The sequence below is a fragment of the Rhizobium leguminosarum bv. trifolii WSM2297 genome, from assembly GCF_000271845.1.
The window spans coordinates 1,401,616-1,416,698 of record NZ_JH719395.1; the positions used below are offsets into that span (position 1 = coordinate 1,401,616).

General features: G+C 62.2%; 14 protein-coding genes. 2 read left to right on the plus strand and 12 right to left on the minus strand.

The features are described from left to right. Positions 1-135: 135 nt before the first annotated feature. Entirely contained in the window at positions 136-912 is a 777-nt protein-coding gene (locus tag RLEG4DRAFT_RS22160) for a protocatechuate 3,4-dioxygenase (protein ID WP_003580066.1), read from the plus strand. A gap of 98 nt (positions 913-1,010) precedes the next feature. Beyond that, entirely contained in the window at positions 1,011-1,292 is a 282-nt protein-coding gene (locus tag RLEG4DRAFT_RS22165) for a hypothetical protein (RefSeq protein WP_003580067.1), read from the plus strand. Positions 1,293-1,343: 51 nt separating this feature from the next. Here RLEG4DRAFT_RS22165 and RLEG4DRAFT_RS22170 read toward each other — a convergent pair whose 3' ends face one another. The 12 genes from RLEG4DRAFT_RS22170 to ctaD all read right to left on the minus strand — a co-directional run bounded on the left by RLEG4DRAFT_RS22170 (position 1,344) and on the right by ctaD (position 15,068). Continuing rightward, a complete protein-coding gene (locus RLEG4DRAFT_RS22170) occupies positions 1,344-2,810 on the minus strand; it encodes a right-handed parallel beta-helix repeat-containing protein (RefSeq protein ID WP_003580069.1) in 1,467 nt (488 codons plus the stop codon). 393 nt (positions 2,811-3,203) lie between these two features. Then, positions 3,204-4,700, minus strand: coding sequence for a right-handed parallel beta-helix repeat-containing protein (locus RLEG4DRAFT_RS22175; RefSeq protein WP_003580073.1), 1,497 nt, complete (start codon positions 4,698-4,700; stop codon positions 3,204-3,206). Between the two features lie 336 nt (positions 4,701-5,036). Then, complete coding sequence (locus RLEG4DRAFT_RS22180; protein WP_003580075.1) at positions 5,037-6,245, minus strand: ABC transporter permease; 1,209 nt, start codon at positions 6,243-6,245, stop codon at positions 5,037-5,039. 4 nt (positions 6,246-6,249) lie between these two features. Next, a complete protein-coding gene (locus RLEG4DRAFT_RS22185; RefSeq protein WP_003580077.1) occupies positions 6,250-7,389 on the minus strand; it encodes an ABC transporter permease in 1,140 nt (379 codons plus the stop codon). Continuing rightward, on the minus strand, positions 7,386-8,084 hold the full coding sequence (locus RLEG4DRAFT_RS22190; protein ID WP_003580080.1) for an ABC transporter ATP-binding protein: 699 nt from the start codon (positions 8,082-8,084) through the stop codon (positions 7,386-7,388). Before RLEG4DRAFT_RS22190 ends, RLEG4DRAFT_RS22185 begins: the two co-directional genes overlap by 4 nt. A 189-nt stretch (positions 8,085-8,273) precedes the next feature. Then, positions 8,274-9,497 (minus strand): efflux RND transporter periplasmic adaptor subunit, encoded by a 1,224-nt coding sequence (locus RLEG4DRAFT_RS22195; RefSeq protein WP_003580082.1) that lies wholly within the window; start codon positions 9,495-9,497, stop codon positions 8,274-8,276. Positions 9,498-9,699: 202 nt separating this feature from the next. Beyond that, positions 9,700-10,746 (minus strand): helix-turn-helix domain-containing protein, encoded by a 1,047-nt coding sequence (locus RLEG4DRAFT_RS22200; protein ID WP_171898271.1) that lies wholly within the window; start codon positions 10,744-10,746, stop codon positions 9,700-9,702. Between the two features lie 93 nt (positions 10,747-10,839). Then, entirely contained in the window at positions 10,840-11,421 is a 582-nt protein-coding gene (locus tag RLEG4DRAFT_RS22205; RefSeq protein WP_003580086.1) for a dienelactone hydrolase family protein, read from the minus strand. A gap of 63 nt (positions 11,422-11,484) precedes the next feature. After that, a complete protein-coding gene (locus RLEG4DRAFT_RS22210; RefSeq protein ID WP_003580088.1) occupies positions 11,485-11,850 on the minus strand; it encodes a cytochrome C oxidase subunit IV family protein in 366 nt (121 codons plus the stop codon). Positions 11,851-11,857: 7 nt separating this feature from the next. After that, positions 11,858-12,577 carry a heme-copper oxidase subunit III family protein gene (locus RLEG4DRAFT_RS22215; protein ID WP_003580090.1) on the minus strand — a complete coding sequence of 240 codons (720 nt, stop codon included), beginning with the start codon at positions 12,575-12,577 and terminating at the stop codon, positions 11,858-11,860. 11 nt (positions 12,578-12,588) lie between these two features. Then, positions 12,589-13,302, minus strand: coding sequence for a cytochrome c oxidase subunit 3 (locus RLEG4DRAFT_RS22220; protein WP_003580092.1), 714 nt, complete (start codon positions 13,300-13,302; stop codon positions 12,589-12,591). Continuing rightward, the gene (ctaD, locus tag RLEG4DRAFT_RS22225) at positions 13,299-15,068 is read right to left on the minus strand and encodes a cytochrome c oxidase subunit I (RefSeq protein WP_003580094.1); all 1,770 of its coding nucleotides are present in this window, start codon (positions 15,066-15,068) and stop codon (positions 13,299-13,301) included. Before ctaD ends, RLEG4DRAFT_RS22220 begins: the two co-directional genes overlap by 4 nt. Positions 15,069-15,083 lie beyond the last annotated feature (15 nt).

A 15,083-nucleotide genomic window follows, 5' to 3' on the forward strand; every position in this document is an offset into this window, starting at 1 on the left:
GCTAAAGCGGGATTGGCCGTTTTGGTATCAAGATTGGCGACCTCGCGCTCTCGCTGCCATCGATCATTGCCTGGATTTAATTGGAGTTTCCTGCGCATCCCCCTTACATGCTGCGTCTTCGGGAAAGGAAGACCCATGAAAAGGCGGACCCTGGTGCTTGCAGGTGCGACCATTGTCGCTTCCACCGTGGCTGCGGCGGCGATCTGGCCACGGCGGCATGTCACTATTGCCGCCAGGACATTCGACTGGAAGGGAACGGATTTTCTAAGCGGCGGCACAAAGTCGGTCGCATTGGAAAAGCTGCCTGCGCCGCTGTTCCGCAGCCGTCCGAATTGTGTCGTGACATCAGCCCAGACCCTTGGCCCCTGCCATGTCAACAATATTCCGGCCCGTCAGGACGTCGCGGAAGGAACGGCCGGACTGCCCCTGCGGCTGGCCGTTCGCATCGTCCATGCCGCCGATTGCCGGCCGATCGACAATGTCGACATCGAAATCTGGCATACCGATCATCGTGGCATCTATTCCGGCCGCGAGGCGGCCGACATGTGTACGCTCGGCGACGCCGAGGCAATCAGCGGGCTGGCCTTTCGCGGGCGCCAGCTGACGGATGCAGAGGGGCAGGCCAGCTTCCTGACGGTCTATCCCGGATGGTACAAGGGCCGCACGCCGCATGTTCACTGCCGCATCCTCGTCGACGGCAAGGAGCTTCTGGTCAGCCAGATCTATTTCGACGATACGCTGAGCGACATCATTTATGGCGAGCATCCGGACTATCGTGGACGCCCTCCCCGCGATACCCGCAATGAACAGGACGGCCTTATCCCCGAGGATGCCGCCGATCACATGTTCGATTTCGAGAAGCTCGACGGCGGCGTGCTGTCCGCCACCATCACGATCGGCCTCTCTTCTTAGTCCGGCGCGCGGCGAATCCTGCATCCGCCATGAAACCAGATGCAGGTTTCCTGCGTATTACCCTCAACAGCAGAAGAGAAGCCGCGAGGGATGATGGCATGGTCAGAAATGAAAACGTAGCATCCACCGCCAGACATGCCGCCGAGCAAGGGCTGGCGAGGTTGATGATGAGGCTTCCCGCGACGCGGGCAACGATTAGAGCGGCTGCGGCGAGCGACCCCGATTTTTACGAAATGTGCGGCGCCTATGGTGAAGCCTGCGCCGTCCTTGATCGCATGCGCAAGGATAGGTCGGCCGACCTGGCGATCGTCACCGAATACGAGATCATCTGCGCGGAAATCGAAATCGACGTCACCAGGACCCTGCTCGGCGACCAGTAGCGCTTTCGTCGCCACGGCTTGGAGCCGTAGCGGCGATGCTTGGCTATTTTCTCAGTGCAGCAAGCCATTTTGAAGGATGGAAAAGTTGGGCACGTCGGCTTCTGCGTGATGCAAAGGCGCGATCTCATGATGGAAAATTCCACCGCCGTTTTCACCGGGGCCGGCGAAATCCGCGACCTCTATCGTCACGCCGTGATCGCCGTTCCCCAGAGTCAGCCCGTGCTTTTCGAAGGCCGCGTTGCCGAAGTGGCGAAGCAGCAGGGTTCCCTCCGATACACTGTCTTCCCCGATAGAGTTGCTGTGGTGAGCATCGAGCTTATCTGATGCAGCTTTGTCGGAACCAAGCTTCAGTCCGTCATGGGAAGAGTGGCTGGCGTCCGACATCAGGCTGACGCTTGCATCCGTGGCAACGAGGCTGTTGGCGCTTGCAAGCGTGGCCTGGCCCTCTTCGATCGTCGTATTGTCGCTGACCGGAAAGGTGCCTGCGGCGATGATCGTCGGGGAGATGCTGTAGGGCGTGACGTCGCTCGCGATGAAATTGTCATGGAAGGAGCCGGATGCCGGCCGGTCGACCTTTAGCGCCGCCTGAGTGAGGTCATCGAAGAGGTTACCGTAGACATCGATGCCCTCTCGAACATAGGTTGTCGTTCCTGCTGAGCTGACCACAACGCCCCATACACCGTCATGGATGTAGTTGCCTGATATATCGTAGTCCCTGGTGTCGCCCTGATCGCCGAGACCGATGGCATAGGACCAGCTATAGCCGCCATAGCCCGAGATATCGTTGTCGTGAATGGCAATGTTCGTTCCGGCTTGCGCGCTAATGCCGAAGCCGCCGCCGCTGATAGTATTGCCTTCGATAACAGCATCCACCGCCCGCACGATCGTCAATACGCCCTTGGGCGTCACCGCACCTGTCTGGTCGAGACTATTGCCGCTGATCAGGATGTTGCTGCTGTCGTTTATCTGGACGGCATCCGCCGTGGTGCCATGGGCGTTGGTGATGGTATTGTTGAGGAGAGTGACCCCATTGAACTTTTCCACCCAGATGCCGTCGCCGTTCACATCGTTGATGGTGCTGTTTTCGATGGTGATGTTCGAGCCGGTCCGGAAGGTGACGGAACCGGTCTTGGACAATCCGGTGTGATCGATCTCGACATTGTTGATCGTCCAATTCGAAACATAGCCGCCATAGATGGCCGCACCCGATGTGTCCGAAATCTTGATATTCTCGATGACGATGTTCGAGGCGTAAAGGCTGTGAATGCCGTCGCCGGGGCTATGGATGACGGGGGCGTCGCCGACCCCATAGCTGCCGATCGTGATCGGGGCGCCGACAGTGCCCGAATATTTGAGGTCTAGCTGATCGTTGAACACGCTTCCGGCGGCAAGCAGCACGCTGTCGCCGGGCTGCAGCTTCAAATTTTCTACCGCCCAAAACGTCGCAAAAGGCGAAGCCTCGCTCGTTCCGGCGTTGCTGTTGGATCCTGTCGCTGAATTCACATAGTAAACTGTCATATCGCCATTTTTCTGATGATTTCGCAGCTGTTGGGGGTTGGCTGCGATGGATCTTTTGGAGGCGGCGAATACAGGCCATATCGAAAGGCCCTATTACCAAGGCGGCGGCTGGCAGGCCCGCGAGCCTGCCCGCGTCAGGGAAGGCGCCGACGTTGGTACACATCAATGATCGCAACTTACGGGAAGATAAGCAATGAAACATCCACCGAAAGGTGAATGAACTATACTGACTGTACCGTTCCGCGACGCAGGTCGATGCGAACGGGGCGCATGAAGATGCCGCCCACTTGGAACGTCTCTTTTCGAGGCACAGTCAAGTTGGGCGAGTGCTCCAGCACTCGCCCAACGGAGAGCATTGGGAAGCCGCGCTCTGCGTCGCTCCAGGCTTCCCCCTTAGCTCAGCACGCCATCCGCATGGATGAAGACGGTCAGCGTGTCCGCATCGCTATGATGCGAGGTTCCATCGTCGATCCCGTACTTGAAGGACTCGCTTACGTATCCATTATGGTCGCCATGGTCGGGGAGCTTCGTGTCGTCGAGCGTGTAGGCATAGTTTCCTTCCCTGTCCACGTGGATGGAACCATAGTCCCCGGTCAGCGTCAGGCCGTGTTTGCCGACGGTTTCGTTCCCGAAGCGGCGAAGCACCAGGGTATCATTGTCCGAGCTGTCGTTTTCGAGGAGATTGCCGTGATGGGCAGCATCCGCATCGTTCAGGATCTTCAAGTTGTCATGGACGGCGACAACCGCTGAATCCACGGCCGCCTCCGTCGTTGCGGCAGCCTTGGTCTCGGTGCTTGCAAGCGTCGTCTCGACATTTGCAACCGTGTGGTTGTTACTGACGGAAAAGGTGTGCGCGTCGACGATGGCGGGCGATATGCTGGTGGCCCTGACGCCGGTCTCGATGGTATTGTTAGTGAAGGAGCCGGATGCCGGCCTGTCGACCTTCAGCGCCGCCTGGGTGAGGTCGTCGAAGACGTTGTCGTGGACCTTGATATTCGTGAGGGTATAGTTGCTGCCGGTGGCGCCGCTGACGGCCACGCCCCAGGCGCCGTCGTGAATATGGTTGCCCGATATGTCGTAATCCCGCACGTTGCCCTGATCGCCGAGGCCGACGGCGAAGGACCAGCTGTAACCGTGATATCCCGATATGTCGTTGTCGCGGATGGCGACGTTCTTGCCCCCGGGCGCGCTGATGCCGAAGCCGCCGCCGCTCAGAACGTTGTGCTCGACCACTGCATCGGTCGCCCGCACCAACGCGATCACGCCCTTCGGGCTATCGGCATGGCTCTGGTCGAGATGATTGCCCTTGATCAGAACATTGCTGCCGTCGTTGATCTGCACGGCATCTGCCGTCGAGCCATTCGCGCCGGTGACGGTATTGTTGAGAAGTTTGACGCCGGCGACCTTTTCGATCCAGAAGCCGTCGCCTTTGACATCGGATATCTTGCTGTCTTCGACCGTGACATTCTTGCTGTTCCTGAAGGTGACGGCACCGGCGTTTTCCGACATTCCGGACTTGGCGATCTCGACATTGCGGACCGTCCAGTTGGTGACATCGCCGCCATAAATGGCCGCACCGCCGGTGTTCGATATCTTGAGGTTCTCGATGACGATGTTCGAGGCATAAAGACTGTGAATGCCATCGCCGCCGCTGTGGATGACGGGTGCGGCCCCCGTCCCATAACTGCCGATCTTGATCGGCGCACTCTCGCTGCCGGAATGTTTGATATCCAACTGCTCGTTGAACACGCTTCCCTTGGCAAGAAGCACGCTGTCGCCCGGTTTCAGCCCCAAGGATTCCACTTTGAACAAAGTCGCAAAAGCCGATTTCTGGTCCGTCCCGCCGTTGCGGTCGGAGCCAGTCGCTGAGTTCACATAGTAGATTGTCATATCACCAATGTTGCCCTGTTCGTCGGATCGCTACATCGCCACTGGAATCGACCGGGACCGGCCGTCCGAATGCGGCGGGGGGCAACCCGCCACGGCAAAAAGGCGATAAAATGTTATCAATGCGGCAACGGGCCGGTTTGCGGTCGTTCTTCCACAGGCGAGGGCGGCGCTGCGGGAAAGCTGCAACTTGGCCCGAGAAAGCAGCGACTTCGAGGCGAATAAATCGAGGGATTTTGAAGGAACATACCTCACGTTAAAGCTGTACGGCTGGTGATTCTGCTCTTCGCTTGCGCTCATCAAAGCCAAGCTATGAAAGATGTGCCGTGTAGGCCCCTCTCACCCGCTCGCCCGCAATGCCGCCCTCAGCGGCAGCCGCGTCGCCGCCAGCGCAGGCAACGCCCCGCCGATCACGCCGACCGCCAGTCCGAGCAAACCCGCGGTCAAAATCACATCGGGGGTGACATCGAGTTGGAAGACCATCTTCGTATTGTTGGCGCCCATCGTGCTCGCCTGCCAGCCGTTAAAGGCAAGCCGTGAGGCGATGACGCCAACTGCCGCCCCCGCCGCCGACAGCAGCACCGCCTCGACCCAGGTGGCGGCGAAGGCCGGCATGCGGGAAAAGCCGAGCAGGCGCAGCGTGGCGATCTCGGTCGCGCGGTCGGAGACCGAGCTCATCATCGTGTTCAAGGCACCCGCCGTCGCGCCGATCGCCATCAGCAGCGCGATCGGCCAACCGAACAGGCGGATCAGGTTCTCGGTGCGCTCGGCCTGCGCCGCATAGAGATCGGCCTCGGGGATGGCTGTGAGCGGCGTGCCCGATATATCGGACAGCCGCTCGCGCAGCGCCGCCAGCGCTCTTGCAGGGTCGCCGCCGGCAAGCCGCACACGCAGGCTCTGCACCTGCCCCTGGCGGCCGAAGGCCGATTGCACCGCGTCTAGATGCGCCCAGATCTCGGATTCGAAGGCGCTGCCGCCGGCGGTGAAATGGCCGGCAACGGTCCAGTCGACGGCGCCGAACCGCACCCTCTGGCCGACGGCAAAGCCCGGGAAAGCGTCTGCGATGCGGGCGCCGACGACGATCTCCCTCGCGCCGGATGCAAACAGCCGCCCCTGCGAAAGCCGGGCGCGGCCGCGCAGATTGGGCCCCGCAGGATCCATGCCGCGCAGCGACAGCGTCTGCTCGGCACCGTCGCTCCCCCTCACATCGATCGGCACGATGATCTCACGCGACAATGCCAACCCGCCGGCGCCATCGCGCGCAATCCCGGTATCGCCGCTGATCGCGGCAAGGCTGCGGATCGCATCTGCCGGCACGTCGGAGCCGGTTTCCTGGTTGGTTCCGCCGCCGAGGATGACGGCGATATCCGGCGAACCGGCGCCGGCAAGGGCGGCCTCGAAACCGCGTGCCATCGCCAGAAAGCCAGACAGCACCGCCACCACGAGGGCGACCGATAGCACCATCGACAGCGAAATCGCCAGCCGCCGCGGCAGGCTGCCGAGATTGACTCTGATCATGAGAAAAGTCTGCTTAAGCGCTGATGACATTGGCTTATCTCGTTTTGAAGGCGTTGACGATCGCCGGGCGCATGGCGTTCACGGCCGGCAGTAGCCCGGTCAGCAGGCCGAGAGCCGCAATGATCGCGACGGATTTCATCAGCACTGCGCCGCTGAAGACGAGGCCGAATTCCGGCCCGATCGAGAGCGTCGCGAGCTTGGCGAGAATGAGCCCGCCCGCCCCGCCGACGGCGAAGATGAACAGCGTCTCGCCGAGAATGAGCGTCACGATCCGCCCGCGGGAAAAGCCGAGCACCTTCATCACGCCGAGTTCGAAGCGGCGCTCCCTGACGGCAAAGAGCATGGTGTTGACCGATATCATCAGGATCGTCACGAAGGCGGCGCCGACGACGAGGCTGACGATCAGCCCGACATCGGCGAACTGCCGGAGAAAGGCTTCGAGGAACTGTTTTTCCGATTGCGTCCTGGTCTCAGCCGCGGAATTGGCAAACAGCGCGTCGATGCGCGCCGCCAGCACGCCCGAGGCGACACCATCGCGCGGGCGCACCACGAAGACGTCGACCGTATCCCTGTCCCGCGCGCGGGCTGAGTTGATCATGTCGTAGCGGGCGAGCATGAAATAGGTGTCGGTGCCGGCATCGGCCCCCTCGAAGATGCCCGCGATGGTGAAGCTCCAATTCCGGCTGCCGTCGGCCTTCAGGAGCTGGCTGGTGAGGCCGATGCGCTGGCCGACCGACCAGCCCTGCGCCTCAGCCAGCGCCCTGCCGACGAGCACCCGGTCGCCGCCTTCTTCCAGCGCTGCGATCAGCTCAGGTGTCAGCCCGAGTTCGGCGCCATTGGCGGCGGCAATCGCCCTCGGATCGACCGCGCTGACGGCCACAACATTCTTGTCGACCTCGACGAAGCCGCGCATGCGCGCGGTATAGGCGACGGCCGCGACATCGCCCTCAGCCGCAATGCGGTTGAGATAGGCAATCGGCAGCGGCAGCCCCCGGCCCGCTTTGTTGAACACGCCGAGCAGGTCGTCGCTGGCGCCGGCCGCCCCCTGGCTGCCGCTGACGAAACTCGCCGTCAGTCCGTAAATCAGGAAGGCGATGCCGACCGATAACATCAGCAGAATCGCCCGCAGCCGCTTGCGCCAGGCATTGCGCCGCATCAGCAGGAAGAAGGTCATCGGCCTTCCCCCTCGACGAATTCGCCCTTGTTGAGAGTGAGCGTGCGCCGGGCAAAGGCGGCAGCCTCGGGATCGTGCGTGACCATGATGATGGTCTTCCGAAGTTCGCGATTGAGGAAGCCCAGTATCTCCAGAATATCATTGGCCGATTTCCGGTCGAGATCGCCGGTCGGCTCGTCGCAGAGAATGAGGTCGGGATCGGCGACGATGGCCCGCGCAATGCCGACGCGCTGCTGCTGCCCGCCCGACATGCTCGACGGAAACTGCCGCTGCCGCCCGGCAAGCCCGACCAGATCCATCACCGTATCGACACGCGCCCGCCGCTCCTTGCCCCCGAGCCGCTTCAACAGCAGCGGCAGCTCGATATTCTCCGCCGCATTCAGCATCGGCAACAAATGGTAGAACTGGAAGACGATGCCCATGCTGTGCGCTCGCCAGGCGGCCCTCGCCCCTTCACCCATTTGCTCGAGATGGCTGCGCCCGATCCGGATCTCGCCGGCATCAGCGCTGTCGATGCCACCCAGCATATTCAGCAGCGTCGACTTCCCCGAACCCGACGGCCCCATGACCGCAACGAAATCGCCGCGCGGAATGGCAAGGTCGAGCCCCGAGAAGATCGGTATCGTTTCCGCCCCGATCCTGAACGCCTTCCTGACGCCGGCAAGCGCGATATAGGGGTCTTGAGTGTCGGTCATTGCTTTGCTCCTTGGTGGTTTATTGATGGGTGGTTGAAATCCGGCCGCCGGAGGCCGCCCTCGTCCTTCGAGGCCCCTGCGTGGCACCTCAGGATGAGGTCGGAGAGAGGTCCGCGGCTTGCCGCACCGAAGCTGCGGCCGCGTGGCTCATCAACCAGCCTCCCCACAACACGGCACACCAGTCAGCCCTCATCCTGAGGTGCGCAGGCCAACGGCCGGAGCCTCGAAGGACGTGGGCGGGTGATGAGCACCAGTGCTCCCCTCACCCACCAGCAGCCGGATGCGCGCCGCCATGAAGGGCCGCAAGCCCGAAGGCGGCTGAGATAGCGACAGACGAAGCGTCACCGTCCCCTTCTCCCGCGAAATGACAGGCGCGATCTTCGACACCTCGACCGCAAAGGGCTGGCCGGGAAAGCTGTCGAGCACCGCCTCGCCTGATAGGCCGGCCCGCATCAGCGCGATATTGGCCTCGGCCACATCGGCATCGATGACCAGGCTGGTCGTATCGGTGATGATGAGCAGGCTTTCATCCTCCCGCACGCTGTCCTCGCGCGACAGCACCGTGTCGCCGACATGCGCGGCAAGCCACGTGACTGTGCCGGAGATCGGCGCCCGCACGGTCAACGCCTCCACCTGTTCGCGCGCCTTGTCGATATCAAGCTCGGCCTTCTCGACATCCTGTCGAGCCTGCAGGGCGGCATTCTCGGCCGTGTCAAAAGCCGTTTTCGCCTGCTCCAGCGCCTGCGCCGACATGGCCTCGCGCCCGGCCAGCCGTTCGGTGCGCACAAGCGAGGACCGCGCCTGGGCAAGCTCGATATTCCTCGCATCAACCGCCAACACCGCCGCCCGCCCCGATTTCTCCGCGCCCCGAAGCGAAAAGCGCGCGCCGGCATCGTCGAGCCGCACCAGCACCTGACCCGCCGCCACCCTATCGCCCGCCTCCACCTCGACCGCGACGATCCGGCCTTCATATTTCGAAAAGACAGTGGCGATATCGGGCGCAACGACATAACCGGAGCCGGTGATTTCCCGGGTCGATGCCACCGTGCTCTTCACGCCATCGTCGGCCGGGAAACGCACTCCCTCGACCGCGGCACCGCCCTTGGCTGGCGCCTCCACTCCATAAGCGGATATCGCAAGGTCGTTGCCCGAAAACCCGGCAAGCGCGGTCTCGATGCGCCCCAGCATCTCAGGTCCATAGAGCACCACCGCCAGCGATACCGTCGCCGCAAGGCCGAGCATTGCGCCGGGGATCATGCGCCGCCGGGCATGGGGCTCCGGCGGCTCCGTCTTGAAGGCCGCGGGCTCGATCGAAAGCGATCTCAGCTTGGCGGCAAGGTTTCGGTCATGTTCTGATGTCGTGTTCATGACGGCAAACATCGCCGACCCAACAGGATTCGCGACCTTGAACACGATCCAGGGAGTCCTCGATCGCGATTGTGTACGTGGGATTTCCCAGCGTGCTGACAGAAAGTTCTGCGATGACGTAACCTACCCTCCATCATTCCTTTGCACTCGGGGCTTTGCCCAAGGGATGTCACAGGAATGACGGAAGAGAGGTCGCGGCTCTCAGGCAAAGATCTACGCCGGAGCCTCGAAGGATGAGGGCGGGTGGCTAAGCCCCCTTCTTCTGCCGCCATGCCAGCGGCGTCATATCCGTCACCCGCCGGAATTCGCGGTTGAAGTTGGACTTCGTCTGGAAGCCGACCTCGAACATGACTTCGGTCACCGATTGCTGGGTAGCGGCAAGCAGCCGGCAGGCTTCGCCGATCCTGTAGTCATTGACATATTGCGAGACGTTCTTGTCCATCGCCCGGTTGATTGCCGCCGAGATCTGGCGGGCCGGAATGCCGGTCTTGCGGGCCAGCCGATCGAGATTGAGATTGGCGTCGCGATAGAGTTTTCGGGCCTCCATCAGCGCGTCGACGGCGGCGATCGTCTCCTTGTCCTCGCTCGTCTCCGGCCGCGGCGCCGCCTCCACCATCTCGGCCGGCGCCCGGCTTCGGCTGGCAGCCGCCGCCGCGATGCCGAGGATGACGAGGACGGCGAGATTTCCGATACTGATCAGCATCAGCGCCCGCGCGCTATGTGCCGAGGTGAGGTCGAGGAAGACGAAGGTATCGATCGCGGCCGAGAGACACAGGGCGGCGGCGGTAAAAATGATTGCCCGGTAGGCCGGCACCGCCCCTTCGAAGGGTGCCAGCCGCAGTGCATCGGCGCCCGGGCGCATCAGAAGCAGGATAGCCAGCGCATAACCGACGAAGATCAGCACCAGCGCGATGTCGATCGCCTCCCGCCAGACGGCCGTCAGAAGCAGGATAAGGGCGGCGGGCACTGCATGCAGGGCGACCCGCGCCGGCAGCGGCCGCCGGCTGGTCTTCACCAGCCGGGAAACCCCGGCATAGGCAAGCGGCGGCACCATCGCCGCAATCACGGGTGCGACCAACCCGATGGCCTGGACTCCATAGCCCCAACGCAGGCCGGAGAGCACGGATTGCAGTGCCGCGAGCAGGATGAGCGCCAGAAACGGCCGGTTCGGCACCGCCTCCTCGTCGCGCCGGAGGACGGTAACGAAGAGGACAATCAGCAGAAGGGCAACGGCGAAGGGAAGCGGAATAAACAGCATGGCCTGACAGGATCGTGGCGAATAGGCGGCCATCATTGCCGAGATCATCGCCCGGCGCGACCTCCATCATGTTTTAGCACGCGTTTTAGTCGGGATTTTTGGGTTGGTCTCCCCGGGGATCCGCCGGGATCAGCGGCGATCCAGGAAAGCGAGCACCCGGGTGGTGAGAAGCGCGGTCGCAGCCGCGTCATAAGACGGAAGCGAGCTGTCGGCAAAATAGTGCTGATCCCCCGGGTAGAGGAAAAGCTCCGCCTCCTCGACCGTCGCCACGATCTCGCGGGCGGCGTCGATATCGCCCTCACCTACGAAAATCGGATCGTTGTCCATCCCGTGGATCTGGACGGCGACGCCGTCCGGCCAAGGCCCGAAGGCCCACTCGCCGCTGATCGGCAGGCAGGAGTAGAAAAGCAGAGCCCCGCGGGCGCCAGGCCGTGTCTGTGCCAGCTTCTGCGCCGGCAGCACGCCGAATGAGAATCCGGCATAGACCAGTTCGCGAGGCAGTTCGTCGGCAACCCGGACGCCGCGCTCCCTGATGGCGTCGAATCCGATCTCGCCGATATGGGCAAGCCCCTCCTCGATGCTGTCGAATATGCGCCCGTCGAACAGATCAGGCGTGTGCACGATGTGGCCGGCGGCCCTGATCTCGTCGGCGAAGGCGCGCACTCCCCGGGTCAATCCCTGTGCGTGGTGGAACAGCAAAATCTCGGCCATCATTGCTTCCGGTTGGGATGGTTGGGCCTATTCGATGAAAAGTTCGGACCCGATGACCGATATCTAAGGCGTAGCGCCGAAGAAGGCCAGCCGGGTGAAAATTGTATAGTCCGCTTCCGATACCATCAGCGCGACGAAAACCAGCACCAGCAGCGGCGGCAGCAGGATGGCGTAGACCAGCGCCAGCCGTTCCCAGGCCATGTGCATGAAGACGGCGACAATCAGACCGGCCTTCAGCATCATGAACAAAAGGATCAGCGTCCACCTCAGATAGCTCTGGACGCCGAGATAATCGACCATGTAGGACGCCGCGCTGAGCACGAAGAGCAGCCCCCAGACGAGGAGATAAAGCCGGATCGGATGCTGTTGTCCGGTGTGCGTTTGTGCATGCACCGCTTGGCTTTGGGCATGCGCCGTTGTCTCGCTCATGACGACCTCACCACAGATAAAAAAACGCGAAGATGAAGACCCAGACCAGGTCGACGAAGTGCCAGTAGAGGCCCATGATCTCGACGGCCTCATAACGCCCTCTCCGGCTGGTGAAGAAGCCGCGCCGTTCCACGTCGAAATCGCCGCGCCAGACCTTGCGGGCGACGATGAGCAGGAAGATGACGCCGATCGTCACGTGGGTGCCGTGAAAGCCCGTTATCATGAAGAAAGTCGATCCGAACTGTGCTGCCCCCCACGGGTTTTCCCAGGGGCGCACGCCTTCGGTGATCAGCTTGGTCCATTCGAAGGCCTGCATGCTGACGAAGGTTGCGCCAAGAAGTGCGGTCAGCAGCATCAGTATCGCGGTCACGCGGCGGTCGCGGCGATATCCGAAATTGACCGCCATCGCCATGGTGCCGCTGCTCGAGATCAGCACGAAGGTCATGATCGCGATCAAGATTAACGGCACGTCCTGGCCACCGATATGCAGCGCGAAAACCTCGCTCGGATTGGGCCAGGCGACGGGCGTCGACATGCGGGCGGTCATATAAGCGATCAGGAAACAGCCGAAGACGAAGGTGTCGCTCAACAGAAAGATCCACATCATCGCCTTGCCCCAGGAGGCAGTCTTGAAGGCGCGCTGATCCGAGCTGAAATCGGCGGCGACACCGCGGAGGCCCGCGGGCCTGAGGTCTGCCTCGCCGTGTGTCTGGACAGAATGTGCCATCTTCAAATCCCCTAGCTTATCAACGTGCGGCAGAGGTCAACGAAATCGTTCGCCCAGCCGGCAAAGAGCGCGAAGAGCAAAAGCCAGACGGCGAGCATGAAATGCGAATAGATGGCCGAAAGATCGACGCTGAGGCGCAGCCTCTCCGGCGCAACGTCGGCCGAGAATGCCTTGACAGTCGTGTGCGCGAGCACGGCGAGCCCGCCGAGGATATGCAGGCCGTGCAGGCCGGTGAGCATATAGAAGAAGCTGTTGGCGGGATTGTCGGCCAGCACGTAGCCGGCCGCCGTCAGCTCCCGCCATGCCTGGATCTGGCCGACGAGGAAGAAGACCGCAAGCGCAAGTCCTGTCACAAGCGCTGGTCGCAGGGCCTCCATGCGGCCGTGCCGTGCTTCACCTTTGGCCCATTGCAGCGCGGCACTGCTGAGCGCGAGCGCTACGGTGTTCACCCAGAGGAGGCGCGGAACCGGCATCCCCCACCAGTCGGCCGATGCCGCACGCATGAAATAAGCGCTGACGGCAAGGCTGAAGAGCGCGCCGACGACGCCAAGAAACACGAAGAGGCCGATCTTTACCGCCGGCACGGGCGGCCGCTCAGTGCCATGATGGTCCGGCAACTGCACCGAGCCGGTTTCCAGCCAGGGCTTCGAGGTCAGGCGCTGCCCGGCCAACCACCAGATCATGATGGCGGCGATGGCGGCGAGGAAGATCAGCACGACGCTCATGCCGGAACCTCCCGTGTGACGCCATCGCCTGCCGGCACATTCTGGGGAATGAAATCCTCGGCCGCCCCCGGCACGCTGTAGTCATAGGCCCAGCGGTAGACGACAGGCAGATCCTTGCCCCAGTTGCCATGCGCCGGCGGCGTCTGCGGCGTCTGCCATTCGAGCGTCGTTGCCCGCCACGGATTGCCGCCTGCCTCCCTGCCCCGGAAAAGGCTCCAGACCAGATTGAACAGGAAGACCATCTGCCCGGCCCCGACGACAAGCGCCATTACCGTAATGAAGATGTTCAACGTGTGGGCCGAAGGCGGAACGAAGGCCGTCTCTCCCATCTCGAAATAGCGGCGCGGCACGCCGAGCAGGCCGAGATAATGCATCGGGAAGAAGATCGCATAGGTGCCGAGGAAGGTGATCCAGAAGTGGATCTGGCCGAGCGTCTCGTCCAGCATGCGTCCCGTCACCTTCGGATACCAGTGATAGATCGCCCCGAAGATGACGAGGATCGGCGCCACACCCATGACCATGTGGAAATGCGCGACGACGAACATCGTGTCCGACAGCGGCACGTCGACGACGACATTGCCGAGAAAGAGGCCGGTCAGGCCGCCATTGACGAAGGTGACGATGAAGGCGAGCGCAAACAGCATCGGCAGCGTCAGGTGGATGTCGCCGCGCCACAGCGTCAGCACCCAGTTATAGACCTTGATCGCCGTCGGGATGGCGATGATCAGCGTCGTGGTGGCGAAGAAGAAGCCGAAGGCCGGGTGCATGCCGCTGACATACATATGGTGCGCCCAGACGACGAAGCTTAAGCCCCCGATGATGACGATCGCCCAGACCATCATGCGGTAGCCGAAGATGTTCTTGCGCGCATGCGTGCTGATCAGGTCGGAGACGATGCCGAAGGCCGGCAGTGCGACGATATAGACCTCCGGATGCCCGAAGAACCAGAACAGGTGCTGGAACAGGATCGGGCTGCCGCCGCCATGCTGCAGCTGCGTGCCCATTTCGACGATGGCAGGCATGAAAAAGCTGGTGCCGAGCACGCGGTCGAACAGCATCATCACGCAGGCGACGAAGAGTGCCGGAAAGGCGAGCAGCGCCATCACGGTGGCGGTGAAGATGCCCCAGACGGTGAGCGGCATCCGCATCAGCGTCATCCCCCGCGCCCGTCCCTGCAGCACGGTCACCACATAGTTCAGCCCGCCCATGGTGAAGCCGATGATGAAGACGATCAGCGAGGTGAGCATCAGCAGGATGCCCCAGTCCTTGCCTCCAGGTGTGCCGGAGAGAACGGACTGCGGTGGATAGAGCGTCCAGCCGGCCCCTGTCGGGCCGCCGGGGGCGAAAAAGCCGGCTGCGAGGATCAGCACCGCGAGCAGATAGATCCAGTAGCTCAGCATGTTCGCGTAGGGGAATACCATGTCGCGGGCGCCGACCATCAGCGGAATGAGATAGTTGCCGAAGCCGCCGAGGAACAGCGCGGTCAAGAGATAGATCACCATGATCATGCCGTGCATGGTGATGAACTGGTAATAGTGATCGGCATCGATGAAGGAGAGAGCGCCGGGAAAGGCCAGCTGAATCCGCATCAGCCAGGAGAGCACCAGCGCCACCAGCCCGATCGAGATGGCAGTGATCGAATATTGCACGGCGATAATCTTCGCATCCTGGCTGAACACATATTTGGTCCACCAGCTGTGCGGATGATAGAGTTCGACATCCTCGACTTCAGCGGAGGGGATGCCGTCGGATGGAATCTCGACCATGATCTCTCTTCCCTT

Coding starts and splice junctions, on each gene's coding strand:
- RLEG4DRAFT_RS22160 (WP_003580066.1), top strand. CDS start 136: ATGAAAAGGCGGACCCTGGTGCTTGCAGGTGCGACCATTGTCGCTTCC.
- RLEG4DRAFT_RS22165 (WP_003580067.1), top strand. CDS start 1,011: ATGGTCAGAAATGAAAACGTAGCATCCACCGCCAGACATGCCGCCGAG.
- RLEG4DRAFT_RS22170 (WP_003580069.1), bottom strand. CDS start 2,810: ATGACAGTTTACTATGTGAATTCAGCGACAGGATCCAACAGCAACGCC.
- RLEG4DRAFT_RS22175 (WP_003580073.1), bottom strand. CDS start 4,700: ATGACAATCTACTATGTGAACTCAGCGACTGGCTCCGACCGCAACGGC.
- RLEG4DRAFT_RS22180 (WP_003580075.1), bottom strand. CDS start 6,245: ATGTCATCAGCGCTTAAGCAGACTTTTCTCATGATCAGAGTCAATCTC.
- RLEG4DRAFT_RS22185 (WP_003580077.1), bottom strand. CDS start 7,389: ATGACCTTCTTCCTGCTGATGCGGCGCAATGCCTGGCGCAAGCGGCTG.
- RLEG4DRAFT_RS22190 (WP_003580080.1), bottom strand. CDS start 8,084: ATGACCGACACTCAAGACCCCTATATCGCGCTTGCCGGCGTCAGGAAG.
- RLEG4DRAFT_RS22200 (WP_171898271.1), bottom strand. CDS start 10,746: ATGATGGCCGCCTATTCGCCACGATCCTGTCAGGCCATGCTGTTTATT.
- RLEG4DRAFT_RS22205 (WP_003580086.1), bottom strand. CDS start 11,421: ATGGCCGAGATTTTGCTGTTCCACCACGCACAGGGATTGACCCGGGGA.
- RLEG4DRAFT_RS22210 (WP_003580088.1), bottom strand. CDS start 11,850: ATGAGCGAGACAACGGCGCATGCCCAAAGCCAAGCGGTGCATGCACAA.
- RLEG4DRAFT_RS22215 (WP_003580090.1), bottom strand. CDS start 12,577: ATGGCACATTCTGTCCAGACACACGGCGAGGCAGACCTCAGGCCCGCG.
- RLEG4DRAFT_RS22220 (WP_003580092.1), bottom strand. CDS start 13,302: ATGAGCGTCGTGCTGATCTTCCTCGCCGCCATCGCCGCCATCATGATC.
- ctaD (WP_003580094.1), bottom strand. CDS start 15,068: ATGGTCGAGATTCCATCCGACGGCATCCCCTCCGCTGAAGTCGAGGAT.